This window comes from Pseudonocardia kujensis (genome assembly GCF_021283305.1).
GTDB classification, from domain to species: domain Bacteria; phylum Actinomycetota; class Actinomycetes; order Mycobacteriales; family Pseudonocardiaceae; genus Pseudonocardia; species Pseudonocardia kujensis.
Genome location: NZ_JAJSOK010000054.1, coordinates 29,105 through 54,316, shown reverse-complemented (window position 1 = coordinate 54,316; position 25,212 = coordinate 29,105). Strand labels below are relative to the sequence as shown.

The following is a 25,212-nucleotide window of genomic DNA, read 5'->3' as shown; positions in this document are numbered from 1 at the left end:
CTGCCGTTCGTGGTCGAGGAGCTGCTGGCGGCTCCCGCCGCGCCGGTCCCGCCCACCTTCGCCGCGCTCGTCGAGGGCCGGCTCGACGCGCTGGACCCGGCGGCGCGACGCGCGGTCGAGGCCGCCGCGGTGCTCGGCGCCGCCCCGGACTGGCGGCTCCTCGGGCCGGTCGCCGGGCTCGCCGAGGACGAGATCGGCGCGGCCCTGCGCGGCGGGGTCGCCGAGGGTCTGCTGGTCCGCGACGCCGGCGGGCTCGGCTGGCCGCACGCCCTGACCCGGGAGGCGGTGCTCGCCGCGCTCCTGCCGCCCGAGCGGGCGCGGCTCGCGGCCCGCGCCGCCGAGGCGCTCGCGGAGGCGGACGGCGGGCCGGCCGCCGCCGCGCTGTTCGCCGAGGCCGGGCGGCCCGACCGGGCGGCCGCGCTGTACCTGCGCGAGGCGCGGACCGAGGCCGCCCGCGGCGCGCTGCGCGCGGCGGCCGACCACCTGGACGCCGCCGGGCGAGCCGGCCCCGGCCCGCCGCTCGACGCCGAGGTGCTGCGGGAGCGGATCCGCGTGCTCACCCTGACCGGTCGCGCCCACGAAGCGCTGGACCTCGGCACGGCCCGGCTGTCCGGAACCACCGGCGACGGGCACGCCGCCCTCTGCCTCGACCTCGCCCGCACCGCCGTCGTCGCCGGGCGGTGGGCCGCCGCCGACGACCTCGTCGAGCGCGCGGGGCGACCGGCCGACCCGCGCTCCGCGGTCCAGCTCGCCGACGCCCCCTTCGGCGCGGGGCGCGTGGACGAGGCCGCGGTCCTCCCGACCCGGGCGGTCTCGCGGGCCCAGGCCGCGGGCGACCCCGAGAGCCTGTGCGAGGCGCTCGGGGTGTTCGCCCGCACCCGCTGGCGGACCGACCTGGCCGCCACGACCGCCGCCTTCCGCCGCGCCGCCCAGGTCGCCGCCGAGCACGGCCTGCTGCCGTGGCGGGTCACCGCCCTGGCCGGGGCCGGGATGATGGAGGCCCTCGACGCCGACGAGCAGCCCACCCTCGAGCTCGCCTGCGCCCTCGCCCGCGACGCCGGGATGCTCGGCCAGCTGGCGGCGTCGGAGATCATCGTCGCCGACGCCGCGCTGATGACCGAGGGGCCGGCCGCGGGCGAGGTGCACTCCCGCCACGCCCTCGACACCGCGCTCCGCCTGCACCTGCCGGCCCTCGTGGACATCGCGCGGATCCAGACCGCGTACTCGCTCGCCGCCGGCGGCGACCCGGTCGGCGCCGAGACGCTCCTCGCCGCCGTCCCGGAACCGACCCCGGGGAACCGTGCGCTGACCGCCCTGGCCCGCGGCGTCGGCGCGATCGTCGAGCACGACCTGGCGCGCGCGGCCCGGGAGTTCGACGCGGAGATCGACCTCGTGCTGACCGACCGGGCGATGCCGATGATCGCCCCGGTCGGTGCCTGGCTGCTGCTCCACGCCGTGCTCGACGGCGGCGCGCGGGCCCGCGAACGGCTCACCACCCACCCGTCCGGCGTGTCCCGCTCGATCCGTGCCGCGCTCGCCTACGCCGACGCGGTCGCCGCGGGCCGGACCGGGCGCGCGGCCGAGGCCGCGGAGGCGCGCGTGCGCGGCGACCGGCTGCTCGGGCGCCGGGCGTGGTGGCGGCGGCTGCTCCGGCCGATGGTCCTCGAGTGCGCGGTGCGCGACGGCTGGGACGATCCCGTCCCCTTGTTGCGCGCCGATCTCGCCGCCCACGAGGCGGCCGGTGCCGAGCAGCAGGCCCGGACCTGCCGTGACCTGCTGCGGGCCGCCGGCGCGCCCACCCGGGGCCGGCACGGCACGACGGTCCCGGCCGGGCTGCGGGAGAAGGGCGTGACCCGGCGCGAGTACGAGGTCCTGGTCCTGGTCGGGCGGGGGCTCAGCAACCCCGAGATCGCGCGGCGGCTGGTGCTGTCCCGCCGCACCGTGGAGACGCACGTCGCGAACCTGCTGGCCAAGACCGGCGCGGCCCGGCGCACGGAGCTGCGCCGGTGGGCCGGGGGCGAAACTCCGTAGTCCTCACGGATCCGGCGGGCGGTGCCGGGGCGGACGCTTCCGGCCATGCAGACGAACCGCCTGATCGAGACCGACGTCCTGGTGGTCGGCGCGGGCCCCGCCGGCCTCGCCACGGCCCTGGCCGCCGTGACGCACGGGGCGCGGGTCCTCGTCGTCGAGCGGCGCGGCACCACCTCGACCATCCCGCGCGCCACCGGCGTGAGCACCCGGACGATGGAGATCGTGCGCGAGTGGGGGCTCACCGACGCGGTGCTGGCCGGGGCGATCGGCGACGTGCCGCCCCGGGTCGCCGTCGCCGAGACCCTCGCCGGTCCCGTGCGCGAGCACCGCGACGTCGGCTGGCCCTCGCGGCGCGACGCCCTGCGCGCCAGCCCGGCGCACCCGCTGCTGTGCCCGCAGGACCACCTGGAGCCCGTCCTCGTCACGGAGCTGCGACGCCGGGGCGGCGAGGTCCGCTTCGACAGCGCGCTGATCGACCTCGCGGTGACCGACGGGGTCGAGGCGCGGCTGGCCGGCGGGGAGCGGGTGCGGGCCCGGTTCGTCGTCGGGGCCGACGGGCCGCGCAGCCGGGTGCGTGCGGCCCTCGGCATCGGCATTCGCGACCTCGGCACGCTCGGCGACTACGCGCAGGTCCTGTTCCGCCCGGACGCGCCGTCGGGGGTCGACGCGATCTTCGCCCGTGACCCCCACGTGCTGTGGACCCTCGAGCACGCCGAGGCCGCCGGCGTGCTGCTGCCGGTGGGCGGGGGCCGCTGGTGCTACGCCCGGCAGCGGACCGCGGACTGCACCGGCGCCGAGCGCATGGCCGCCGCCACGCCAGGTTGGTGGCGGTGGCTGCTGCGTGCGGCGACGGGCCTGCCGCACCTCGAGCCGCGGCTGCTGGGGACACAGACCTTCACGATGGCCGCCGCCGTCGCGACCGCCGTGCGCTCCGGCCCCGGGTTCCTGGTCGGCGACGCCGCGCACCGGATGACCCCGGTCGGCGGCAACGGCATGAACACCGCGATCCACGACGGCCACGAGCTGGGCTGGCGCCTCGGCTGGACGGTCCGCGGGTGGGCGGGCCCGGCGCTGCTCGACTCGTACGCCGAGGAGCGCGAGCCGGTCGGGCGGGCGCGGGCCCTGCGTTCGCTGCGCCCGGGCGGGCCCGACCCGATCGACGGGCTCACCGGCGACCTCGGGCTGGCCTACCGCTCGTGCACGGTGGCGACCGACCCCGCCGACGGGGACGTGCACGTCGGCACCGGAACCGCACGGCCCGGCGAGCGCCTGCCGCACGTCCGGGTGCGCGACGAGCTCGGCCGCCGGGCCGCCCTGGACCTGCTCGGACCCGGGTTCACGCTGTTCACGGGGGCGGTCGACGCCCACTGGCGCACCGCGGCGGCGCACCTGCCGGTGCCCGTCGCGGTCCCGGCGGTCGGCGACCGGATCGCCCGCCGCTGCGGGCTCGAGCCGCGCTCCGCCCTGCTGGTGCGGCCGGACGGGGTGATCGCCTGGCGGCACGACGCCGCCGCGCGGGAGACCGCGGGCGACCACGCCCGGGCGCTGGCCCGGGCGGTCGGCAGGGCGGTCGGCCTGGAGCCCGCGGTGGCGTCCGCCGCATGATCTCCGGGCCCGAGGTCCGAATCGACGGGCGGAACCCCCGGGTCGTTCCGTACGCTGCCTCCCGATGGCGAGCGGCACGACGAGCGGCACGACGGGCGGGGCGGCGGACGGGGCACCGGGCGCAGCCCCGGGGCGGACGGAGCGGCGGGCGCGGATCGCGGTCGCGGCCGTCTTCCTCACCAACGGGGCGGTGTTCGCGAACCTGCTCCCCCGCTATCCCGAGATCAAGGCCTCGCTGGAGCTGAGCAACGCGCAGCTGGGCACGGCCGTGGCGGCCTTCCCGTTCGCGGCCCTGCTCGCGGGACTGACGGCGTCCGCCCTGGTCCGGCGGTTCGGCTCCGCGCGGGTGGCGAGCTTCGGCATGGTCGTGGTGGCCGTCGGCATCCTGCTCGCCGGGCTGGCGCCGAGCTGGGGCCTGCTGGCCGGGGCGCTGTTCGTGGCGGGGGCGGCCGACGCGGTGGTCGACGTCGGGCAGAACGCGCACGCCCTGCGGGTCCAGCGCCGCTACGGCCGCTCGATCTTCAACTCCTTCCACGCCACGTGGAGCGCCGGATCGGTGCTGGGCGGGCTGATGGGGTCCGCCGCCGCCGGGCTGGGGTTCCCCCTCGGCCTGCACCTGGGTGTCTCGGCCGGGATCTTCGTGGCGGTCGCGCTGGTCGCCTACCGGTTCCTGCTGCCCGGCCCCGAGGACGCCGAGCGCGAGCCCACCGCGGCGCCGGCGCGCCTGCGGTCCCGCGCGGGCGGGCGCGCGCTGCTGATCGTGCTGGTCCTCGGCGTGATCGCCGCGGCCGGCGCCCTGGTCGAGGACGCGGGCGCCTCCTGGGCGGCCGTCTACCTGTCCGGCACCCTCGGCGCGGCCGCGGCGGTGGCCGGCCTCGGGTTCGTGGCCCTGCAGGCGCTGGAGTTCCTCGGCCGGGTGGTCGGCGACCGGCTCGTCGACCGGTTCGGCCAACGGGCGGTGGCGCGGGGCGGCGCGACGATCGTGACCGTCGCGATGGGGCTGGCCCTGGCCTTCCCGACGGTCCCGGGCACCATCGCCGGGTTCGGCCTGGCCGGGCTCGGGGTGGCGACGCTGATCCCCGCCGCCATGCACGCCGCCGACGAGCTGCCGGGGCTGCCCACCGGGGCCGGCCTGACGGTCGTCAGCTGGCTGCTGCGGATCGGCTTCCTGGTGGCGCCCCCCGTCGTCGGGCTCGTGGCCGACGCGACCTCGCTGCGCGCCGGCCTGCTCGTCGTCCCCCTTGCGGGGCTGGTGATCCTCGCGGGCGCGGCGGCGCTCCCCCGCCGCGCCGTGCGTCACGCCGAGAGCACGAAGCCCTCGTAGCCCTTCTCCGCGACCTCCGCGCAGGTCCGCGCGTAGGCGGCCATGCCGCCCGCGTACGGCATGAACACCCGCGGCTTGCCCGGGACGTTCGCGCCCAGGTACCACGACGTCGTGGCCTGCGGCAGCAGCGTCCGCTCCGCCACCTCGTTGACGTGCGCCACCCAGTCCCGCTCGGCCTCCTCGGTGGTCTCCATCCGCGAGACGCCCTTCTCCCGCAGGTGCACGAGGCAGTCCGCGATCCACTCCACGTGCTGCTCGATCGCGGTGGGCATGTTGCACAGCACCGACGGGCTGCCCGGCCCGGTGATCGTGAACAGGTTCGGGAACCCGGCGACCTGCAGCCCGAGGTGCGTCACCGGCCCGGCGGACCACTTCTCGCGCAGCGGCAGCCCGCCCGCGCCCCGGATGTCGAGGCCGAGCAGCGGCCCGGTCATCGCGTCGAACCCGGTCGCGAAGACGATCACGTCCAGCGGGTGCTCCTGGCTCGTCCGGATCCCGGCGGGGGTGATCTCCCGGATCGGGTCGGCCCGGACGTCGACGAGCGAGACGTTCGGCCGGTTGTAGGCCTCGAAGTAGTCCGTGTCGATCGGCGGGCGCTTGGTGGCGAAGCCGTGGTCGCGCGGGGTCAGCTTCTCGGCCGTCTCCGGGTCCCGGACGATCCCGCGGATCTTGGCCCGGATGTAGTCCGACGCCGTCTCGTTGGCCTCGCGGCTGGTCAGCAGGTCGGCGAAGGAGGCCCGGAACTTCAGGCTCCCCCGCTCCCACGCCGCCTCGTAGATCGCCGTCCGCTCCGCCTCGTCGACCGCGAGCGCGGAGACCTCGCTGATCAGGAACGGGTGCCCGTTCGTCGACTCGCGCTGGATCTGGCGGATCTCGTCGTAGCGGGCCTTCACCTCGGCGCGCTCCGCGGCGGAGACGGGACCGTTGCGCGCGGGGATGCTGTAGTTCGCGGTGCGCTGGAAGACGGTGAGGTGCGCGGCCTGCTCCGCCACCACCGGCACCGCCTGGATCCCGGTCGAGCCGGTCCCGACGATCCCGACCCGCTTCCCCGCCAGGTCCACGCCCTCGTGCGGCCAGCGCCCGGTGTGGAACCACTCGCCGGCGAACGTGTCGAGCCCGGGGATGTCCGGGACGTTCGCCGTGGACAGGCAGCCGACGGCCGTGACCAGGAACCGGCAGGTCAGCGTGCGGTCGGCGGTGCGCACCGTCCAGGTCGAGGTGTCGTCGTCGAACGCCGCGGACTCGACCCGGGTGTCCAGGTCGATGTCCCGGTACAGGTCGAACCGCTCGGCCACGTGCTCGAGGTAGGCGCGGATCTCGAAATGCTCCGGGTAGCGCTCGGTCCACTCCCACTCCTGCTGGAGCTCCTCGTCGAACGAGTACGAGTAGTAGTAGCTCTCGGAGTCGCACCGCGCGCCCGGGTACCGGTTCCAGTACCAGGTGCCGCCGACCCCGCCGCCCTGCTCGAGCACCCGCACCCGGAAGCCCTCGGAGCGCAGCCTGTGCAGGGCGTAGAGGCCGGAGAACCCGGCGCCGACCACCACCACGTCCAGATCGGTGTCCGGACCGTTGCGAAACGTCATCGTTCCCTCCCGCCACCCCACTCTGCGCGACGCGGCCGTGATCCGCCAGATGCACCTGCCTCAAAGCCGAGGTGTGGCCGGCTCCCGCAGCGCGGCGGGGGGCCGGCTGAGAAGGTGGGGCATGGCAGGAACGACCTACCGGATCGCGCTCGTCCCCGGCGACGGCATCGGGCAGGAGGTGGTCCCGCCCGCGACCGCCGTGCTCGACGCCGTCGGCCGCCGGCACGGGATCTCCTTCGCCTACGACGAGTTCGACTGGTCCTGTGAGCGCTACGCCCACGAGGGCGCGATGATGCCGGCCGACGGCCTCGACCGGATCCGGTCGCACGACGCGATCCTGCTCGGCGCGGTCGGCTGGCCCGGCGTCCCCGACCATGTCTCGTTGTGGGGCCTGCTGATCCCGATCCGCCGCGCCTTCGCGCAGTACGTGAACCTGCGGCCGATCGCGGTCCTCGACGGCGTGCCGTCGCCGCTGACGGGAGCGAAGCCCGGCGAGGTGGACTTCGTGGTCGTCCGGGAGAACGCCGAGGGCGAGTACTCGGAGATCGGCGGCCGGATGAACCGCGGCCTGCCCTCCGAGCTGGCCGTGCAGGAGGCGGTGTTCACCCGCGCCGGGATCACCCGGATCGCCGACTACGCCTTCACGCTGGCCGAGTCGCGGCGCGGGCACGTCACGAGCGCCACCAAGTCCAACGGCATCGTGCACACCATGCCGTTCTGGGACGAGGTGGTGGCCGAGCGGGCGGCCGCGCACCCGGGGGTCGCGCTACGCACCGAGCACATCGACGCCCTCGCCGCCAAGCTCGTGCTCCGGCCCGCGGACTTCGACGTGATCGTGGCCTCGAACCTGTTCGGCGACATCCTGTCCGACCTCGCCGCCGCGGTCGCCGGCTCCATCGGGATCGCGCCGTCGGGCAACCTGAACCCGGAGCGGGAGTTCCCGTCGATGTTCGAGCCCGTGCACGGTTCGGCGCCGGACATCGCCGGCAAGGACCTGGCGAACCCGTTGGGCGCCATCTGGTCCGCCGCGATGCTGCTCGACCACCTCGGGCACCCGGAGGCGGGCGCCGAGGTGGTCGGTGCGATGCGGGCCCAGCTCGCGGACGGCGTCCGCACCCGCGACCTGGGCGGCACGGCCGGGACCGCGGAGTTCACCCGCGCCCTCCTCGACCGACTCTGAGGCGCGGCCGCCGGGGAGGGACTCCGAGGGACGGTCTCAGCGCCCCGGCACCGGCCGGCGCAGCCGGTCCACGAGGTGCGCCGGGGCGTCCGGGCGGGCCTGCAGGTCCTCGGCGAGCCGGGCCCGGTCCCCCTCCGGCAGCAGCCCGGTGAACGGGGCGGCCGGCCGGAACCGGGCGAGCCGGAAGCGGAGGCGGCCGCGGCGGTGCTGCCGCACCAGGCCCCACCCCGTGACCCCGAGGGCGGCGGCGACCAGGCACGACGCGGCGACCCCGGAGCCGGGCGCCCCGTGGGCGACCACGAGGACGGCGAGCACGAGGGCGGACAGCAGTGCGACGAAGCGACTCATGATCCGATCTCCGGTCCGGCCCGACGACCGGCCCGCGGCGGGCGGGACCCCGCGCCCCGCCCGCCGCGCCGGCCGGCAGGCGGGTCAGGCGTCCGTGGCGGGCGCGATGTTCTGGTTGAGGTGGAAGACGTTGTCCGGGTCGTAGCGGCGCTTGACCCGCGTGAGCCGGTCGTGGTTGCCCCGGTAGGAGGCCCGCACCCGGTCGTCGCCCTCCTCCATGAGGAAGTTGACGTAGGCGCCGCCCGCGGAGGTCGGGTGCAGCTCCTCCCAGTACTCGCGGGTCCACCGGGTGATCTCCTCGGCGTTGGCCGGGTCCGGGTCGACCCCGACGATCACCCCGGCCCACCCGCCGCCGCGGTAGGCGAACGCGGTCTCGTCCTCGGCGACGCGGGAGGCCGCGCCGTCGATCGGGTACAGGTGCATCGTGGAGTGCCCGCTGGGCAGCCGCGGCCCGAACTTCTCGTGCACGGCGATCCCGGCGTCGGAGATCTCGTCGAAGAAGTCCGCGCGCCAGTACCACTGCAGCCCGGCCGGGTAGAGGCCGTCGAAGGCGCTCTGCAGGGCCGTGAACGGCATGGGCTGCACGCCGACGAGCAGCGGCGACCCGAACTCGCGGACCGGCGCCAGCACCTCGTCCGCCCGGTCGTGCGGGCCGGTGTAGCACCAGACGATGCCGCAGGCCCTTCGGCCCCACAGCTCCTCCGGGAAGGGCGGCGCGGGCGGGATGGTGAGCAGCGCGAACCAGCCGCTCAGCTCCTCCGGCAGCGAGGGCACCACGGTGCGGTACCAGCGCAGCACCTCGGCCGTGTCGGCCAGGTCGTAGAGCACGGGGCCGGCGACGACGGTCCCGCGCTCGCCGATCTCGTGGCAGCGGAACGTGAACGACGTGACGATCCCGAAGTTGCCGCCACCCCCGCGCAGGGCCCAGAACAGGTCCGGGTGCGAGCCGGTGCTCGCGGTCACGACGTGCCCGTCCGCGAGCACGACGTCGGCGGAGACGAGGTTGTCGACCGTGAGGCCGAACCGGCGCGTGAGGTAGCCGATGCCCCCGCCGAGCGCCAGGCCGGCGACGCCGGTCGAGGCGATGAAGCCGGAGGGCGTGGCCATGCCGTGGGCCACCGTGGCGTGGTCGACGTCGCCCCATGTGCACCCGGCGTCGACCCGGACCGTGTGTCCGGCGGGGTCCACCGCGGTGCCGCGCATCGCCGACAGGTCGATCGTCAGCGCACCGTCCCGTACCCCGAGGCCGGCGGCGTGGTGCCCGCCGCTACGGACGGCGATCTCCTGGTCGTGGGCGCGGGCGAACCGCACCGTGGCCACGACGTCGGCGGTGCCGTGGCAGCGGGCGATCGCCGCGGGCCGCTGGTCGATCATGCCGTTGTAGACGGCGCGCGCGGCGTCGTAGCCCGGGTCGCCGGGCCGGACCAGCTCGCCGCGCAGGGCGGCCGCGAGCTCCGGGTAGGGGGCGGTGGTGCGCGCAGGCGTGGTGGTCACGCTCGCTCCTTCTCGGTCGGTGCCTCCGACGTGCTCGGACGCGACACCCACCGATCCTCGGAACGCGCCGTTCACCCTCCGTTCGGGCCGCGCGTCGGCGCTCAGGTGGCCGGGCGAACGCCGAACGCCGCGGCCGGAACGCCGCGGAGCTCGAGGTCGGCGCGGCACCGGGCGAGCAGCGCGACGCTCCCCTGTTCGGCGGCCAGGTCGGCCGCGGCCCGCAGCCGCGCGACGGCGCGCCCGCTCCCGTTCCCGCCGTCGTCGTCGTACGCCGCCCGCCGGCGCATCACCTCGGGGGCCCACCACAGGTCGTCGTGGGCCCGGCCGGCCGCGAGCGCGGCGTCGAGGGTGGCGACGGCCTCGTCGCGCCGGCCGTCCCGGTCGAACCGGTCGGCGAGCAGGGAGAGCCAGTACGGCATCCGCGCGAAGGCGTCGTGCGCCTCGAGGCTGGCGATCCCGGCCCGGAGGAGGTCGGTGCCCGAGGCGTCGGTCCGCGACCACCCGTCGAGGACCAGGCCCCAGTCCCCGTAGTAGGCGAACCCGTAGCGGTCGCACAGCCCGCGCAGCTCGTCCACGACGCGGCCGAGCTCCGCCCGGTCGTCGCGCAGCTGGTGGGTGATGGCCCCGTAGGCGAGCGCGACGGCGAGGACGTAGGCGTTGCCGGTCGTACGGGCCAGGGCGATCGCGTCCGCGCTGCTGGTCAGCGCGGCGTCGGGGTCGCCGAGGAGCCACTGCGCGTGCGCCGCGAACGCCCGCCCGTGCACGTCGGACCGGGTGCCGATGCTGAGCGGGTGGAACCCGCCGAAGCCGGCGGACAGGGTGAGGTGCTCGAGCGCCTCGGCGGGCCGGCCCAGGCTGAGCGCCGAGCCGCCGTACGCGAAGTGCGCGGGACCGCTCAGCTCGGAGTCCGGCTCGACGAGGGCCAGGGCGCGCCCGGCCGCCCGGTGCGCCTCCTCGGTGTCGCCGTGGACGAACAGCGAGGCCCACAGCCCCACCAGGCCGTTGAGCAGCGAGTCCCGGCGGCCGAGCGCCTCGGCCCGGGCGATCGCGTCCTCCAGGGTCGCGCGCACCCGCGGCGAGGAGTACCCGAGCTGCGCGTTCAACGGGGCGGCGAGGGCCTCCAGCAGGGTCAGCTCGCGCCGGGCGCGGTCCCGGCCCTCGGGCAGGGTGTGCACGATCGCCAGCGCCTCGTCCAGCAACCGGACGGCCTCGCCGTGCGCGAACATCCCGGCCGCGACGTCGGCGGCGCGCCGGTAGCACGCGACGGCCCGCTCGCCGTTCCCGCTGCGGGCGTACTGCTCGGCGAGCTGGGCCGAGATCCCCTCGGGGTCCGCCGCGTGCAGGATCTCCAGGGCCTGCGCGACCCGTCGGTGCAGCAGCCACCGCCGCGGCGGGCTGACCTGGGTGTACGCGGCCTCGCGCAGGAGGTCGTGGGAGAAGTCGTACGCGTCGGCGGTCTCGCGCAGGATCCGGGCGCGCCAGAGCTCGTCGACGGCCCCGACCACCGCGTCGGCGTCGAGGTCGGCGGCCTCCGTCAGCAGGTCGAGGCCGAAGTCCCGGCCGACCGCGGCCGCCAGCCCCGCGATCTCGCGGGCGGCCGGGCTCGTCTGTGCCAGCCGCCGGACGAGCACGGCGGTGACCCGGCCGTCCGGGACCGCGCCGGACCCGTCGCCCGCCCGGGCCGTCTCGACGATGTAGAGGGGGAACCCGCCGGTGGTGGCCTGCAGCAGTGCCGCGGCGCCGGGCTCCGGGGCCCGCCCGGTGACCGCCTCGACGAGCGTCGCGGTGTCGGCGGTGTCGAACGGCGGCAGCGCGACCTCGGTGAGGAGACCGGTCGCCCGCATGCGGGTGGTCCACTGCGCGAGCCCCGGCTCGTGGTCGTCCGGCTCGTCGCGGACGGTGGCGACCACCAGGATCGGGGCGTCCGGGGTCAGCGCGAGGCAGAACGTGAGGAAGGCCAGCGTCTCCGGGTCGCACCAGTGCAGGTTGTCGATCGTCAACAGGACCGGGCGGCCGAGGTGCAGCAGGGCGCGGGTGATGCCCTCGTGGAAGCGGTGGCGCTGCCAGGCGTCGACCATCGCCGGCGGGCCCGGGTCCGTCCGGGTCCGCGCCGCCGGGACCAGCCGCTCGACCTCGGTGCGCCAGACGTCGTCGAGCCCGGTCAGGGCCGACCGGATAGCCGGGGTGCGCAACCAGTCCGCCACCGGGGCGAGCGCCAGCCGGCCCGCGGTCCCGAAGCACTGCGCGCCCGCGACCACCCCGCCCTCGCGGCGGACGCGGTCGGACAGCTCGGTCATCAGCCGGGTCTTGCCCACCCCGGCGTCGCCGTGCAGGAGGACCAGGCCCGGGTGGCCGGCCGCGGCCGCCCGCCACCGCTCCTGCAGGAGCCGCACCTCCCGGACCCGGCCCACGAGCTGCGTGCCGGCCCGGCCGGTGCGCGTGGGCGCCGTGGCCGGCGCCGGTGCGGGGCCGCCGCGGGCCAGCACCCGGTTGAGTGTGGTGCGGGTGAGCGGGTCGGGCGCCACACCGAGCTCGCGCTCGAGGATCGACGCGCAGCGGTGGTAGGTGCCCACCGCCCCGGCCCGGTCCCCCGCCTCGGCCTGCAACGCCATGAGCGTCCGGTAGCCGGCCTCCTCCAGCGGCCGCAGCTGCACCCGGCGCTTCGCGGGCCCGACGGCCTCGGCGGGATCGCCGCCGCGGGCCTGCACCTCCACGACCCGGTCGAGCAGGTCCACGCACTGCTCCTCGAGCGCCGCGCGCGCCTCCAGCACCCAGTCGTCCGTGCCGCCGGGCAGGAACTCGCCGCGGTACCGGTCGAGGGCGGCGCCGGCATGGCCGAGGAACCCGTCGGTGTCGCCCCGCGCCCGGGCGGCCAGTGCGGCGGCGCGCGACCGGGCGAACTCGCGGACGTCGACCCGGCAGTCGGGGGCGTCCTGCCAGCACAGGTCCCGGGTGCTCACCACCAGCGAGGCCCCGTCGTCGAGCAGGCCCCGCAAGTGGTGCAGCTCGCGGCGCAGGTTGGTCAGCGCCTGGTCGTCCGTGGAGTCCGGCCAGAACAGCGGGGCGATCCGGTGCCGGGGCTGCGGCGAGCCCGCGTGCACCACGAGGAAGGCGACCAGCAGCAGGCTGCGCGAGGACCGGACCCGGACCGCGCCGCCGGGGTCCCGGACCACCTGCTCGCCCAGGAGGGTGACCTGCAGCATCGCGGCGTCACCTCCGCACGGCCGACCGAGCCGGGCACCTGCCCGTCAGCGTCCCGGCCGGGCCCGGCCGACGGCAGGGCCGGGTGGACGACGGCCCGTCGACCGAACGGGGCAGTGAGGACCCGGGCGGGACAAATCGGACACTGGGAGGTCACGCCGCGCACGGCACCCGGGAGCTCGCCAGCTCCGCCGCGAAGCCGACCTCGTGGGCGCCCGGCATGGCGATCGCCGCCGGGAACACGGTGAAGAACAACGCCTGGGCCGCGACGTTCTCCGCGAGCACGTCGGCGTGCACCGCCCGGTGCCCGGCGGCCCGGCCGAGCTCGACGACGCTGCGCACCAGCCGGGCGCCGATCCCCCGACCCTGCCACTCGTCGACGACCTCGACGGCGAGATCGGAGGGGCCGTCGGCCACGGCGACCAGCCGGGCGATCCCGACCGGCCGGCCGTCGGCGGTGAAGGCCGCGACCGCGATGTGCGACCGCCCGTCGACCGCCGCGAGCGCCTCGCGCACGTCCGGGGTCGGGCGTGGGGCCGGGGTGTGGAAGCGCAGGTACCGGCTCGTCGGCGAGAGCGCCCCGACGACGGCGTCGAGCACGTCGAACCGGCCGGGCCCGAGCTCGACGATCCGGACCTCGGCGCTCACCGGAACACCAGCGTGGTGAGCAGGGCCAGGGCGAGGGCCCCGAACAGCGCGATCGGCAGGTTGCGGGTCCGGTGCCACAGCACCCAGGCCCCGGCCGCCGCGAGGAGGGCGGGCACCGTGCCGGCGACGGTGATCGCCCCGTGCGGGGCGAGCAGCGCCGGCGCGACGATCGCACCCAGGACCGCGGGGCCGACGTGGGGCAGCACCCGCGCGAGCGGCGCCGGCGGCGCGGGCCGGGCGAGCACCAGGAACGCCGCTCGCATCACGTAGGTCCCGGCGCCGACGGCGACGAGGACGAGCAGCTCACGCATCACGCGCTCCGTCCGATTGTCGGGTCCGCACGCGCCGGGCGTCGACCGCGACGCCGGCGGCGATGCCGGCCACGGCCCCGACGACCAGGCCGAGACCGAGCGGCAGGGTCATGGCGCTCACCGCGACGGCGCCGGCGGCCGCCGCGGCGGCGTACGCGGCGCGACCGGTGAGCATCGGCAGCAGCAGGAGCAGGAAGGTCAGCGGCGCCGCGAGCTCGACATGCAGCCACTGCGGCAGCAGGCCGCCCAGCAGCACCCCGGCCCCGGTCAGCAGCTGCCACGCCGTGTAGAGCGTGACGCCGACCGTGAGGTAGTAGACGAGCCGCGCGCGCGACCCGCCGCCGCGGTCGGGGCGACCGAAGCGCCCGATCGCCAGCGCGTACACGGGGTCGGTCAGCACGTACCCGCCGAGCCACCGCCAGCGGCGCGGCCACTCCGCTGCGTAGGGGGCGAGCGAGGCGCCGTACAGCAGCATCCGCGCGCTGATCACCAGCGCGGCGAGCACCACGAGGACGGCGCCCGCCCCGCCGTCGAGCAGGGTGACCGCCACGAGCTGGGCGGCGCCGTTGAACAGCAGCGGCGAGGAGGCCCAGGCCACCCACGGGGGCAGCGTCGTGCCGGCCAGCGTGGCGCCCAGCGTCAGGCCGAAGGGGAGGTAGGCCGCGATCACCGCGGCGGAGTCCGTCAGGGCCCGCCGGACCGGCGACGGTCCGGCTTCCGGGGCGCCGGGCTCGCTGCGGCAGGCGCTCATGCCGCCACCCGCCAGGTGCCCCACTCGCGGGCCCGCACGGACACGGACTCCGCGGCCACGAACGCCTCGGTCGACCACCACTGCCGGAACCGCTCCTCGCCGACGGCAGCGAGCAGCCCGGAGGTCTGGGAGGCCTGGGCGCGCAGCGCGACGACCTTGCGGTCGACCTCCGCCGATGAGAGGCGGAGCTCGGCGGCCAGCGCGGAGGCGGGGGTGCGCAGCGGCAGTCCGTGGGCGAGGAAGACGTCGAACGCCGCCCGCGCCGGCTCCCACTGCTCCACGAACTCCTCGGTGGTCGTCGCGTAGAGCAGCCGGGCCCGGGGCGCGGCGAGCGCACGGGCCTCGGTGGCCCAGGCCGAGACGGTCTGGTGGTCCTCGTGCCCGGTCATGCCCTCCGGGCCGAACGTCACGATCGTGTCCGGGGCGACGGCGCCGACGATCCCGGCGAGCCGCCACACCATCGCGTCGTGCGGCTGCGCGGCGCAGCGCCCGTCGGTGACGCCCAGCACGTGGTGCTCGGTCACGCCGACGACGGCCAGCGAGGCCCGCAGCTCGTGCGCCCGGACCGCGGCCAGCCGTTCCGGGGGCCAGCGCTCCGGCTCGGCGGTGCCGTGCTCGCCGAGCGTGGCGGTCACGCAGACCACCCGGTTACCGGCTTCCGTGGCCGCGGCCATCAACCCGGCCGAGAGGAAGGCCTCGTCGTCGGGATGGGCCCAGACGCCGAGCACGGTGCCGAGGTCGGCGGCGTCGGTGATCGCCGGGGCCGGGCGGAGGGAGGACGGCGTGCGGGACATGGCTGCTCCTGGGGCAAGGGGGTGGACCGGGTCTGCGAGCGAGTACGGACCCGACGCTAGGAACGGCCCGTTCGGCGCTCGTTCGAGCCGCGTTCGGTGACCCGGGCCACCCGAACGCCCGCGAGGAACCCGCTTGACCTCAACCGCAGTTCAGCCTGCAGGGTCGTGGCGTGACGATGCCGCCGAACGAGCTGCCGGGCCCGGTCCCGACCGTCCGCGACGAGCTGTTCGGGCACCGCCGGCGCGCGGTGACCGTGGGGATCGTGCTGCTGATCAGCCTCGTCGCGTTCGAGCAGATGGGCGTCGGCACCGCCATGCCGGCGGTCGTGGCCGAGCTCGGCACCCTCGCCGACTACGCCTGGCCCTTCGTCGCCTTCATCGCCACGACGGTCGTGGGCACCGTGCTCGGCGGCCGGTGGTGCGACGCCCGCGGTCCCCGCCTGGTGCTGCTGCTCGCCCCGGCCGTGTTCGGGCTGGGCCTGCTCGTGGCCGGCACCGCCGGGTCGCTGCCCTGGCTGCTGGCCGGGCGGCTGCTGCAGGGCCTCGGCGCGGGCGCCCAGGGCGTCGCGGTGTACGTGCTGATCGCGCTGGTGTACTCCGAGCGCGCCCGGCCCGCGGTCTTCGGTCTGGTGTCGTCGGCGTGGGTGGTGCCGTCGCTGGTCGGGCCCCCGGTCGCCGGTGTGGTCACCGAGCACCTGTCCTGGCACTGGGTGTTCCTCGGGCTGCTGCCGCTGGTGGCGCTGGCCGTGCTGCTGGTGCTGCCGGCGGTGCGCGGGCTCGCCCCGCCCGCCGAGCCCGCGCCGCCGCACCGCGGCCTGGTGCCGGCGGCGGTGGCGGCGGCACTCGGCGTCGCCGCGCTGAGCTGGGCCGGGCAGCACCCGACCATCGTCGGTGCGCTGCTGGCGGCGGCCGCGCTGGCCGTGCTCGTCCCGGCGCTGCGGCGGCTGGTCCCGGCGGGCACCGTCCGGGCGCGGCGCGGGATCGCCGCCGTGGTCGCCGGGCGCGGGTTGATCGCCGGGGCGTTCTTCACGGTGACCGCCTTCCTGCCGCTGATGCTGACGGCGACGCACGGCTGGTCGCTGTCGGCGGCCGGGCTGCCGCTGATCGTCGGCTCCTTGGGCTGGTCCGGGGCGGCCGCCTGGCAGGGGCGGCGGCCGGAGCTGGCGCGGCCGCGGCTGCTGCGGATCGGGATGCTGCTGATCGCGACCGGGACGGCCGGCCTGCTGGTCGTCGCCCCGCCCTGGGGTGTCGCCTGGGCGGCGCCGCCGCTCTGGCTGGTCGCCGGAGTGGGCATGGGCCTGGGCTTCTCCTCGCTGTCCGCGCTGTTGCTGGCCGCCTCGCGCGCCGACGAGGTCGGCTACCACTCCTCGGCCGCCCAGCTCGCCGACCAGCTCTCCCAGGCCACCTTCGTCGGGCTCGGCGGCGCGCTGCTCGCCGTGCTGGTCACCCCGGCCGTCGCGCTGCCCGTGCTGCTGGTCGTGCTGGTCGTGCTCGCCCTGGTCGGCGCGGCCGTCGCGCCCCGCACGGCGCCGCACCCGGTCGACCGGTGACCCGCGCCCCGTCGCAGGAGGAGATCCACGACATGAGGGTCACGTCCCGGCAGGGCACAGGTTGTGATCGTGCGACCTCCGGGTAGCACCCGCCGGTGACGACAGCACGTGAGCGGCTGCAGCGCGCGGCCGCGGACCGGTTCGACTTCCCCGAGCTGCACCCCGACCAGCTCGACGGCATGGAGCACCTCCTCGAGGGCCGCGACGTCCTCGCCGTCCTGCCCACCGGCGCCGGCAAGTCGGCGATCTACCAGGTGCCGGCCGTGCTCCTCGAGGGCCCGACCGTCGTCGTGTCGCCGCTGATCGCGCTGCAGCACGACCAGCAGCAGGGGCTCGCCGAGCGCGACGTCCCCGAGGCGGTCACCGTCAACTCCGCCCAGGCCGCCGCCCGCACGAACCACGCCTGGGAGGCGCTCGCCGCGGGTGCGGCCGAGTACCTGTTCCTCGCGCCCGAGCAGCTCGCCAAGGACGAGGTCGTGGAGCGGCTGATCGAGGCCGGGACCAGCCTCTTCGTGGTCGACGAGGCGCACTGCGTCTCCGAGTGGGGCCACGACTTCCGCCCCGACTACCTGCGCATCGGCGCGACGATCGCGCGCCTCGGCCACCCGCCGGTGGTCGCGCTGACGGCCACCGCCGCGCCGCCGGTGCGGGCGGACATCGTCGAGCGCCTGGGCCTGCGCGAGCCGCGGGAGATCGTCGCGAGCTTCGACCGGCCCGAGCTGCACCTCACCGTGCAGGTCTACGCGGACGACGACCTCCGGCACCGCGAGATCGTGGAGCGGGTGCGCGAGCTGCCGAAGCCGGGCCTGGTCTACGTCGCCACCCGCAAGGAGGCCGAGCGGTACGCCGAGGCCCTGGCCGGCCCGGACCTGCGCGCCGCGCACTACCACGCGGGGCTGAACCGCAAGCGCCGCGTGGAGGTCCACGACGGCTTCCTCGACGGCACGTTCGACGTCGTCGTCGCCACCTCCGCGTTCGGGATGGGCATCGACAAGCCGGACGTGCGGTTCGTGCTGCACGCCGCCTCCCCCGGCTCCCTCGACGCCTACTACCAGCAGATCGGGCGGGCCGGCCGGGACGGCGGGCCGGCGACGATCGAGCTGCACCACCATCACGACGACCTGCGCCTGCAGCGGTTCCTGGTGGCCCGCCGGCCCAAGCCGGAGGCGCTGCGCGCGGTCCTCACCGCCCTGGAGCAGGGCCCGGTCACGGGCAAGGAGCTGGGCGAGCGCTCCGGGCTGTCGCCGCAGCGCCGGACCACCGCGCTCAACCTGCTCGAGCAGGTGGGCGCGGTGCGGATCGAGGAGGGCCGGGTGTCCCGCGCCGACCTGTCGGCGCAGGAGGCGGTCGACGCCGCCGCGGAGGCCGCCGAACGGCACCGCCGGCTCGTCCGCTCCCGTATCGACCTGGTGCGCGAGTACGCCGAGACCGGCGGGTGCAGGCGCCGCTACCTGCTCGGCTACTTCGGCGAGGAGCTCGGCGGGCCGTGCGGGCACTGCGACACCTGCGGCTCGGGGTCGGCCGCCGAGCACGTGCCGGCCGACGTCGGCGACGAGGACGCCGCGTTCACGCCCAGCACCCCCGTCCGCCACCCCGAGTGGGGCGACGGCGTGGTGCTCGCCACCGAGGCCGACCGGCTCACCGTGCTGTTCGACGAGCGCGGCTACACCACGCTCTCCCGGGAGGCCGTGGAGGAGAGGGGCCTCCTCGACGTCCGGGAGTGACTCACCGGTCGAGCAGCTCCTTCACCGCGGCGTCGATGAACGCCGTGTCCACCGGGTTCCTCCCGCCGCCCGCGAAGTGCCCCCACACCCCGGGGATCACGCGCAGCTCGGCGTCCTGCATGTGCGAGACGGCCCACGCCTCGTCCTCCGGCGGGAAGTACAGGTCCTTCTCCGCCGGCATCACGATCGCCTTCGCCCGGATCGAGGCGAGGGCCTCCTCGGTGGACGAGAACCCCGGCGTCTTCCCGACGGCGCCGTTCCACCAGGTGTCGAGCATCGTGAGCAGGTTGTTCGGGTCCCGGCCGTCGAGGAAGAAGCCCTCCCAGAAGTCGACGACGAAGTCCTCCAGCGAGGAGTGGCCCAGCTCGCGCCACACCTCGTCCCAGTAGAAGGCCTGCGAGAAGCCCCAGCCCGCGTAGATCCGGGCGAAGGCCCGCAGACCGCCGACGGGCCAGTCGTCCGGCGGGTACCAGCCGCCGTCGAAGCCCACCGACGCGGTCAGCGCCGCGCGCAGCGAGTCCAGGAAGACCTTGTTGTGCGGGGCGGTCCGCGGCGAGCCGCAGAAGGGCAGCATGCGCTGCACCATCTCCGGGTGGCTGACCGCCCACTGGTAGGTCTGCCCCGCGCCCATCGACCAACCGAGCACCAGCGGCAGCGTCTCGACGCCGAACACCTCGGTGACGAGCCGGTGCTGCGCCGCGACGTTGTCCCGCACGTCGATCCTCGGGAACCGGGCCCGGTCCCACGGCGGCGGGGTGTTCGACGGCGACGACGACAGCCCGTTGCCCAGCATGTTCGGCACCACGATGAACCACCGGGCCGGGTCGAGCGCCATCCCCTCGCCGATGAGCCACTCGTTGTCCCAGTGCCGCCCCGAGTACCAGGTCGGGTAGAGGATCAGGTTGCTGCGGTCGGCGTTCAGCTCGCCGTAGGTCTGGTAGGCGATCCGGGCCGGCCGCAGCGTCACGTCCACCTCGAGCGGCAGCTCCGGGATCTCGTGGACCTCGTACGAGGCGTCCGGACCCGTCACGAGCTCACCGCACAGCTCCCCCGGTCCTTGCGCACCGGGCCGCTCGCCGAAGGCCGCACGTCGTCGTCGAAGATCGCGGTCGGCAGGTAGAGCGAGCAGCAGGCGTTCGGGATGTCGACGACGCCGGAGACGCGGCCCTCGATCGGTGCCGACCCGAGCAGCAGGTAGGCCTGCGGGCCCGAGTAGCCGAACTTCTCCAGGTACGTGACGGCGTTGAGGCAGGCGTTGCGGTAGGCCTCGGTGGCGTCGTTGTAGAGCTGGGTGTCGGTCTCGTGCTGCACGCCGATGCCGATGAAGGTGAGGAACTCGGAGTACCGCGGCTCGACGTTGCCCGGCATCAGGATCGGGTTGGTGGTCACGCCGTAGGTCTCCATGCCGCCCTTGATGAGGTCGACGTGGAAGTCGATGAACCCGCCCATCTCGATGGCGCCGCAGAAGGTGATCTCGCCGTCGCCCTGGGAGAAGTGCAGGTCGCCGCCGGAGAACAGGGCGCCCGGCACGTGCACCGGGTAGAAGACGCGGCTGCCGCGGGTGAAGTTCTTGATGTCGTGGTTGCCGCCGTTCTCGCGGGCGGGCACGGTGCGGGCGCCGTCGCGGGCGATCTCGGCGAGGACGTCGCCGGTCGCGCTGCCGCCCAGGGTGCTCTCCTCCAGCGGGGGCAGGGCCAGCGGCGGCACGCGGTCCGGGTCGGTGGCGATGAGCGCCCGTTCCCGGTTGTTCCACCGGTCGAGCAGCTCGTGGCTGGGCGCGGTGCCGAACAGCCCGGGGTGGGTGATGCCGGTGTACCTCACGCCCGGGAGGTGGCGGGAGGTGGCGACCTGGCCGGAGAAGTCCCAGATCGCCTTGTAGGCGTCGGGGAAGCGGTCGGTGAGGAAGCCACCGCCGTTCTGCTTCGAGAAGATGCCGGTGTAGCCCCAACCCTGGCCGGGCGCCGGGCCCGTCTCCTGGGGCACCGGGCCGAGGTCGAGGATGTCGACGACGAGCAGGTCGCCCGGCTCCGCTCCCTCGATCGCGATCGGTCCGGAGAGCATGTGGGCGCGGGTCAGGTCGACGTCGCGGACGTCGTTGGCCGAGTCGTTGTTGCCGATCTGGGCGTCCGTCCACTCCCGGCACTCGACGCGGATCGACGAGTCGGGGGCGACGGTCACCGCCGGCGGGATGCTCGGGTGCCACCGGTTGTGGCCGGGTGCCTTCTGGTCGCGCATGGACTTCGCCTGGTCCACGGTGAAGACGACGTCGGGCATGGCGGTACCTCCTGGTCGGCGGTGCGTTCGAGCCGGACTTGCGTCAGGGACGGGGCAGGCGGGCGTGCCGCGGGTCCCGGCTGATCGGGGTGGCCCTGGGGTTGCGGCCGGGCAGCGAGGAGACGACGGCGGGCTCGTCGGCGCTGCGCTCCGAGGCGTCGAGCGCGCGGCGCATCGCCGGGTTGCCCGCGCGCAGGGCGGGCGACTCGAAGACCCGGCGGGCCGTCGACCCGCACTCGGGGCAGGTGGCGGGCGCACCCGCCTCGCGCATCGGCCGGATCACGTCGAACCCCCCGCAGTGGGGGCAGCGGAACGCGTAGGTGGGCACGGGCACCTCCCCGATTACTGTCATGTGAAACTATGTCGAGCGACAGCAATCAGGTCAAGCGGGCCAGCACGTCGAACTCGAGACCGTCGGCCCGGGCCAGGTAGACGTCCTGCCGGAGGTGGTTGTGCACCAGCGCGACGTCGCCCCGCGGGCTCTCGTAGGCGATCCCCTCCCCCGCCCCGGACACGGCGTCGACGTCGAGGGACCGGGCCCGTTCGGCCAGCCGGGCCAGCAGCGTGAGGCCCTCGAAGCAGGACTCGGCGAGGGCGCCGGGAACCGGCGCGCGCGGCCCGAACCGCTCGACGTAGCGGCGCGAGAAGTCCAGGCCGGCCGCCGTCGGCAGGCTCTCGAACCAGGCCGCCGCGGAGTACAGCTCGCGCGACGGCCCGCTCGCGAGCAGCATGTTCTCCTCCATCAGCGGGCTGAACCGCACGCACCGGCGGTCGCCGCCCGCCGCGGCGAAGGCCCGGTTGAAGCGCACCGCGTCCGAGCCGACCAGGAACATCAGCACGCCTCGGGCGCCCGAGCGCAGCACCCGCTCGAGCGCGTCCGAGAAGTCCTCGGTGCCGAGCGGCACGAAGACCTGGTCGAGGATCCGCACGTCGGGCGTGGTCCGCGCCCAGCTCCGGGCGGCCCGTGCGGACACGCGCGGCCACACGTAGTCGTCGCCGACGATGCACCAGGTCCGCACGCCCAGCTCCGCGGCCATCCAGCGCAGCCCGGGCAGCACCTGCCGGTCCGGGGTCTCGCCCGCGAGGAACACCCCGGGCGTGCGCTCGCCGCCCTCGTACAGCGGGGCGTAGACGTACGGCACCCGGCCGCTGACCCGCGGCGCGATCTCCTGTCGGACGGCCGAGATGTGCCAGCCGGACACCGCCTGCACCGCGCCCGCCTCGACGAGCGCCCCCACCTCCGCGGCGACCTGGGCCGGGGCGCGGCCGCCGTCGACCGCGCGGAGCCGGACCTCCCGGCCCAACACGCCCCCGGCCGCGTTCAGCTCGTCCGCCGCCAAGGCGCCGCAGGACTCGCAGGCGGGACCGAAGAGCCCCGCCGGACCGCTGCGGGGCACCACGAAGGCGACGTCCACGACGTCACCCACCCCGCTGCCGTCCCCGCCGCTGCCGGCCGTGCGCATCGCGGACCTCCCCGGTCGCGTCCGCCGTCGGAGTCCTCCCCGTGAGAGTCTTGACCAGGACGCCCCTCCCCGTCACCCCTCCCCGCAGGAAGTGGACCCGCCGTGAGCAGTGCACCACCATCGGTCACCGACATCGGCCTCCTCGACGCGCTCGCGGGCGCCGCGCACCGGGTCGAGCGGCGGATCGAGGAGGCCCTGGGCCCCGACGGCCCCGGCCTCGACCGCTGGCGCGTGCTCGACCTGCTCGCCGACGGCGAGGGGCACCCGATGAGCGGGATCGCCGCGGCCGTCCGGGTCCCCGCCCCCACCTTGACCAAGATCGTCGACCGGCTGATCGACCAGGGGCTCGTGTACCGCCGCGTCGACGAGACCGACCGCCGCCGCGTGCTGGTGCTGCTGTCGGACCGCGGGCGGGAGCTGCACGGGCAGCTGGCGCCGGCGGTGCGGGAGGTCGAGGCGGCACTGCTGCGGGAGCTCGGCCCCGCCGCGGGCGAGCTGCTCCGACACCTCGGCGGCCTGGCGCGCTGAGCCGTTCGGGCGGTCGGATCCGGACGATCCGGACCGGCCCACAACGGCGTTGCATAACGCAAAGAACTTCGGGGTAGCGCGGTGGTCGCACTCCCAGGAGGTTCTCGTGACGATCGCCGACAAGCCCATGGGCACGGTCCGCAGCCTCATCCCCGCCCGCATCGACCGGCTGCCGTGGTCGCCCTTCCACACCCGCATGGTCATCGCACTCGGCGTCGCGTGGATCCTCGACGGCCTCGAGATCACCGTGGCCAGCGCGATCACCGACGTGCTGACCGAGCCCGACACACTGCACCTGTCCTCGGCCGCGGCCGGCGCGATCGCGTCGGTCTACCTCGCGGGCGAGGTCGTGGGCGCACTGTTCTTCGGGCGGCTCTCGGACAAGCTCGGCCGCCGCAACCTCTTCATGATCACGCTGGCCGTCTACCTCGTCGGCAGCGGGCTCACGGCGCTCACGCTGGGCTCGGGCCCCGGCTGGGTGGCCTTCCTCTACGTCACCCGCTTCGTCGCGGGCATGGGGATCGGCGGCGAGTACGCGGCGATCAACTCCGCGATCGACGAGCTGATCCCGGCGCGCTACCGCGGCCGGGTCGACATCGCCGTCAACGGCACCTACTGGGCCGGCTCCCTGATCGGGACGGTGGGCACGCTCCTGCTGCTGCACGTGCTCGACGTGGGCATCGGCTGGCGGATCGGCTTCCTGCTCGGCCCGGTGCTCGGCCTGATCGTCCTGGTGGTGCGCCGGCACCTGCCGGAGAGCCCGCGCTGGCAGATCATGAACGGGCGTGCCGAGGAGGCCGAGCAGTCGATCTCCTACATCGAGCACGAGGTCGAGCAGAGCGGCCGGCACCTGGAGAAGGTCCCGGAGAACAAGGCGATCGACCTCACGCCCGCCAGGCAGATCGGCTACCTCGCGCTCACCCGGGTGCTGTTCAAGGAGTACCCCTCCCGGGCGGTCCTCGGCGCCTCGTTGATGATCACCCAGTCCTTCCTCTACAACGCGATCTTCTTCACCTACACCCTGGTGCTGGGCAAGTTCTTCGGCGTCCCGTCGGCGTCGCAGCCGCTCTACCTGATCGCCTTCGCGGTCGGGAACCTCGCCGGGCCGCTCGTGCTCGGCCACCTGTTCGACACCGTCGGGCGCCGCAAGATGATCTTCTCGACCTACGCCGTCTCCGGGGTGCTGCTCGCGATCACCGCGTGGCTGTTCGAGGCGGGGGTGCTCGACGCCGTGACCCAGACGATCGCCTGGGGCGTGGTGTTCTTCTTCGCCTCGGCCGGGGCGAGCTCGGCCTACCTCACCGTGAGCGAGAGCTTCCCGCTCGAGGTGCGCGCCAAGGCGATCGCGGTCTTCTTCGCCATCGCGCAGTGCTTCGGCGCGCTCGGCCCGGTGATCTACGGCGGCCTGATCGGCGACGGTTCGGAGCCCATCCGGTTGTTCTGGGGCTACATCCTCGGCGCCGCGGTCATGGTCGCGGGCGGCATCGTGGCCTGGTTCCTCGGGATCGACGCCGAGGGGAAGTCGCTCGAGGACGTCGCCAGCCCGCTGGCCGCGTCCGGCCGGCGCGGCACCACCCGGGCGGAGGGCGCCGCCCGGCCCGCCGGCTCGTAGGGGTCAGGCCGGGGTGCGGGTGGCCAGGGCCTCGTCGAGCAGCCGGTCGTAGGCCGCGGCCAGCTCGGTCAGCGCCAGGGCGGTGTCCCCGCGGAAGGCCGGGCCGTGCATGAGACCGAGCGCCTCGGGACGCAGGTCGGCCAGCGCCCGGATCGCAGGTCCGGTGGCCGGCGTCAGGGCGGTCGCGTGGAACATCGACTCCGCCGCGAGGGCCGGCCCCACCGGGTCGGTCTCGGTCAGGGCGGGGGTCCGGCCCGTCGCCGTGAACAGGTCGCCGCAGAGCAACGTCCCGGTCGTCTCCTCGTAGAGCAGCCCGGACTCCCAGCCGTGCGGCACGTGCGAGGTGTCGATCCACCGCACCCGCCGCCCGCCGAGCTCGAGCGTCTCGCCGTCGGCGAGGGCCCGCGGCGGGCGGTCGGCGAGGTCGTTCAGCGAGACCATCACGCCGAGGATGCCGTGCACGACCTCGGCCTCCGGGGCCACCGCGAGCCAGTCGTTCATCGACCCGCACTCGTCCGACTCGACGTGTCCGAAGGAGATCCAGCGCAGCCGCTCGACCGGCAGCACCCGGGCCACGGCGCCGCTGACCAGCGGGAACATCTGCCGCGGGCCGCAGTGGAAGAGCAGTGGCTCCTCCCCCGCCACCAGGTACTGGTTGAACGCGAGGTCCACCGGCTCCACGTACGTGGACAGCCGGTAGAGGTCGGGCGCGATCTCGTCGACGACGGTCTCCATCGGTGGCCTCCTCGGGGCGAGGACCCGAGTGTCCGGGCCGGCGGGGGCCGCCGTCG

21 protein-coding genes are annotated in these 25,212 nt (G+C 75.6%); 8 read left to right on the top strand and 13 right to left on the bottom strand.

Going from position 1 to position 25,212, the window contains the following annotated elements:
- From LWC35_RS28645 to LWC35_RS28635, 3 genes are all read left to right on the top strand, one after another.
- Positions 1 to 2,031: helix-turn-helix domain-containing protein (locus tag LWC35_RS28645; RefSeq protein ID WP_232873385.1), on the top strand; the 2,031-nt coding region annotated here is incomplete at its 5' end.
- A 45-nt stretch (positions 2,032 to 2,076) separates the two neighbouring features.
- A complete protein-coding gene (locus tag LWC35_RS28640) occupies positions 2,077 to 3,636 on the top strand; it encodes an FAD-dependent monooxygenase (RefSeq protein ID WP_232873384.1) in 1,560 nt (519 codons plus the stop codon).
- A gap of 64 nt (positions 3,637 to 3,700) precedes the next feature.
- Positions 3,701 to 4,960, top strand: a complete 1,260-nt coding sequence (locus LWC35_RS28635) for an MFS transporter (RefSeq protein WP_232873383.1) — start codon at positions 3,701 to 3,703, stop codon at positions 4,958 to 4,960.
- Here the strand turns inward: LWC35_RS28635 and LWC35_RS28630 are convergent.
- Positions 4,933 to 6,543: a flavin-containing monooxygenase gene (locus LWC35_RS28630; RefSeq protein WP_232873382.1), complete on the bottom strand. Its 1,611-nt coding sequence runs from the start codon at positions 6,541 to 6,543 to the stop codon at positions 4,933 to 4,935. The genes LWC35_RS28635 and LWC35_RS28630 overlap by 28 nt on opposite strands.
- A gap of 121 nt (positions 6,544 to 6,664) precedes the next feature.
- Here LWC35_RS28630 and LWC35_RS28625 point away from each other — a divergent pair, with 121 nt between their 5' ends.
- Entirely contained in the window at positions 6,665 to 7,723 is a 1,059-nt protein-coding gene (locus tag LWC35_RS28625) for a tartrate dehydrogenase (protein ID WP_232873381.1), read from the top strand.
- Between the two features lie 36 nt (positions 7,724 to 7,759).
- Here the strand turns inward: LWC35_RS28625 and LWC35_RS28620 are convergent, their stop codons facing one another.
- From LWC35_RS28620 to LWC35_RS28590, 7 genes are all read right to left on the bottom strand, one after another.
- Positions 7,760 to 8,071 (bottom strand): hypothetical protein, encoded by a 312-nt coding sequence (locus LWC35_RS28620; protein ID WP_232873380.1) that lies wholly within the window; start codon positions 8,069 to 8,071, stop codon positions 7,760 to 7,762.
- 84 nt (positions 8,072 to 8,155) lie between these two features.
- Positions 8,156 to 9,565: an FAD-binding oxidoreductase gene (locus tag LWC35_RS28615; RefSeq protein ID WP_232873379.1), complete on the bottom strand. Its 1,410-nt coding sequence runs from the start codon at positions 9,563 to 9,565 to the stop codon at positions 8,156 to 8,158.
- 101 nt (positions 9,566 to 9,666) lie between these two features.
- Entirely contained in the window at positions 9,667 to 12,768 is a 3,102-nt protein-coding gene (locus LWC35_RS28610; RefSeq protein ID WP_269804971.1) for an ATP-binding protein, read from the bottom strand.
- 151 nt (positions 12,769 to 12,919) lie between these two features.
- Complete coding sequence (locus tag LWC35_RS28605) at positions 12,920 to 13,414, bottom strand: GNAT family N-acetyltransferase (RefSeq protein ID WP_232873378.1); 495 nt, start codon at positions 13,412 to 13,414, stop codon at positions 12,920 to 12,922.
- A complete protein-coding gene (locus tag LWC35_RS28600) occupies positions 13,411 to 13,725 on the bottom strand; it encodes an AzlD domain-containing protein (RefSeq protein ID WP_232873377.1) in 315 nt (104 codons plus the stop codon). The genes LWC35_RS28605 and LWC35_RS28600 overlap by 4 nt, the downstream gene beginning before the upstream one ends.
- Entirely contained in the window at positions 13,718 to 14,476 is a 759-nt protein-coding gene (locus tag LWC35_RS28595) for an AzlC family ABC transporter permease (protein WP_232873376.1), read from the bottom strand. The genes LWC35_RS28600 and LWC35_RS28595 overlap by 8 nt, the downstream gene beginning before the upstream one ends.
- On the bottom strand, positions 14,473 to 15,270 hold the full coding sequence (locus tag LWC35_RS28590; protein ID WP_232873375.1) for a PIG-L deacetylase family protein: 798 nt from the start codon (positions 15,268 to 15,270) through the stop codon (positions 14,473 to 14,475). Before LWC35_RS28590 ends, LWC35_RS28595 begins: the two co-directional genes overlap by 4 nt.
- A 176-nt stretch (positions 15,271 to 15,446) precedes the next feature.
- On the opposite strand from LWC35_RS28590, the gene LWC35_RS28585 reads away from it, so the two are divergent.
- The gene (locus tag LWC35_RS28585; RefSeq protein WP_232873386.1) at positions 15,447 to 16,820 is read left to right on the top strand and encodes an MFS transporter; all 1,374 of its coding nucleotides are present in this window, start codon (positions 15,447 to 15,449) and stop codon (positions 16,818 to 16,820) included.
- 95 nt (positions 16,821 to 16,915) lie between these two features.
- Positions 16,916 to 18,544 (top strand): RecQ family ATP-dependent DNA helicase, encoded by a 1,629-nt coding sequence (locus tag LWC35_RS28580; protein WP_232873374.1) that lies wholly within the window; start codon positions 16,916 to 16,918, stop codon positions 18,542 to 18,544.
- 1 nt (position 18,545) lies between these two features.
- On the opposite strand, the gene LWC35_RS28575 is transcribed toward LWC35_RS28580, so the two are convergent.
- The 4 genes from LWC35_RS28575 to LWC35_RS28560 are packed head-to-tail and all read right to left on the bottom strand — an operon-like array spanning position 18,546 to position 22,281.
- Positions 18,546 to 19,574 (bottom strand): alpha/beta fold hydrolase, encoded by a 1,029-nt coding sequence (locus tag LWC35_RS28575; RefSeq protein WP_232873373.1) that lies wholly within the window; start codon positions 19,572 to 19,574, stop codon positions 18,546 to 18,548.
- The gene (gene fmdA, locus LWC35_RS28570; RefSeq protein WP_232873372.1) at positions 19,571 to 20,818 is read right to left on the bottom strand and encodes a formamidase; all 1,248 of its coding nucleotides are present in this window, start codon (positions 20,816 to 20,818) and stop codon (positions 19,571 to 19,573) included. The genes LWC35_RS28575 and fmdA overlap by 4 nt, the downstream gene beginning before the upstream one ends.
- Before the next feature lie 43 nt (positions 20,819 to 20,861).
- Positions 20,862 to 21,146: an FmdB family zinc ribbon protein gene (locus LWC35_RS28565; RefSeq protein WP_232873371.1), complete on the bottom strand. Its 285-nt coding sequence runs from the start codon at positions 21,144 to 21,146 to the stop codon at positions 20,862 to 20,864.
- Positions 21,147 to 21,195: 49 nt separating this feature from the next.
- Positions 21,196 to 22,281 (bottom strand): substrate-binding domain-containing protein, encoded by a 1,086-nt coding sequence (locus LWC35_RS28560; RefSeq protein ID WP_232873370.1) that lies wholly within the window; start codon positions 22,279 to 22,281, stop codon positions 21,196 to 21,198.
- Positions 22,282 to 22,383: 102 nt separating this feature from the next.
- Between LWC35_RS28560 and LWC35_RS28555 the strand changes: the two genes are divergently transcribed.
- Entirely contained in the window at positions 22,384 to 22,809 is a 426-nt protein-coding gene (locus LWC35_RS28555) for a MarR family winged helix-turn-helix transcriptional regulator (RefSeq protein ID WP_232873369.1), read from the top strand.
- 106 nt (positions 22,810 to 22,915) lie between these two features.
- Complete coding sequence (locus tag LWC35_RS28550; RefSeq protein ID WP_232873368.1) at positions 22,916 to 24,421, top strand: MFS transporter; 1,506 nt, start codon at positions 22,916 to 22,918, stop codon at positions 24,419 to 24,421.
- A 3-nt stretch (positions 24,422 to 24,424) separates the two neighbouring features.
- Here LWC35_RS28550 and LWC35_RS28545 read toward each other — a convergent pair whose 3' ends face one another.
- Positions 24,425 to 25,156 (bottom strand): oxygen-binding di-iron domain-containing protein, encoded by a 732-nt coding sequence (locus LWC35_RS28545; protein WP_232873367.1) that lies wholly within the window; start codon positions 25,154 to 25,156, stop codon positions 24,425 to 24,427.
- Positions 25,157 to 25,212: the final 56 nt, after the last annotated feature.

What these genes read in the sequence shown, in the direction of transcription:
- LWC35_RS28585 (WP_232873386.1), top strand. Translation starts at nt 15,447, where the DNA reads ATGCCGCCGAACGAGCTGCCGGGCCCGGTCCCGACCGTCCGCGACGAG.
- LWC35_RS28595 (WP_232873376.1), bottom strand. Translation starts at nt 14,476, where the DNA reads ATGAGCGCCTGCCGCAGCGAGCCCGGCGCCCCGGAAGCCGGACCGTCG.
- LWC35_RS28640 (WP_232873384.1), top strand. Translation starts at nt 2,077, where the DNA reads ATGCAGACGAACCGCCTGATCGAGACCGACGTCCTGGTGGTCGGCGCG.
- LWC35_RS28545 (WP_232873367.1), bottom strand. Translation starts at nt 25,156, where the DNA reads ATGGAGACCGTCGTCGACGAGATCGCGCCCGACCTCTACCGGCTGTCC.
- LWC35_RS28620 (WP_232873380.1), bottom strand. Translation starts at nt 8,071, where the DNA reads ATGAGTCGCTTCGTCGCACTGCTGTCCGCCCTCGTGCTCGCCGTCCTC.
- fmdA (WP_232873372.1), bottom strand. Translation starts at nt 20,818, where the DNA reads ATGCCCGACGTCGTCTTCACCGTGGACCAGGCGAAGTCCATGCGCGAC.
- LWC35_RS28560 (WP_232873370.1), bottom strand. Translation starts at nt 22,281, where the DNA reads ATGCGCACGGCCGGCAGCGGCGGGGACGGCAGCGGGGTGGGTGACGTC.
- LWC35_RS28590 (WP_232873375.1), bottom strand. Translation starts at nt 15,270, where the DNA reads ATGTCCCGCACGCCGTCCTCCCTCCGCCCGGCCCCGGCGATCACCGAC.
- LWC35_RS28630 (WP_232873382.1), bottom strand. Translation starts at nt 6,543, where the DNA reads ATGACGTTTCGCAACGGTCCGGACACCGATCTGGACGTGGTGGTGGTC.
- LWC35_RS28610 (WP_269804971.1), bottom strand. Translation starts at nt 12,768, where the DNA reads ATGCTGCAGGTCACCCTCCTGGGCGAGCAGGTGGTCCGGGACCCCGGC.
- LWC35_RS28600 (WP_232873377.1), bottom strand. Translation starts at nt 13,725, where the DNA reads ATGCGTGAGCTGCTCGTCCTCGTCGCCGTCGGCGCCGGGACCTACGTG.
- LWC35_RS28635 (WP_232873383.1), top strand. Translation starts at nt 3,701, where the DNA reads ATGGCGAGCGGCACGACGAGCGGCACGACGGGCGGGGCGGCGGACGGG.
- LWC35_RS28625 (WP_232873381.1), top strand. Translation starts at nt 6,665, where the DNA reads ATGGCAGGAACGACCTACCGGATCGCGCTCGTCCCCGGCGACGGCATC.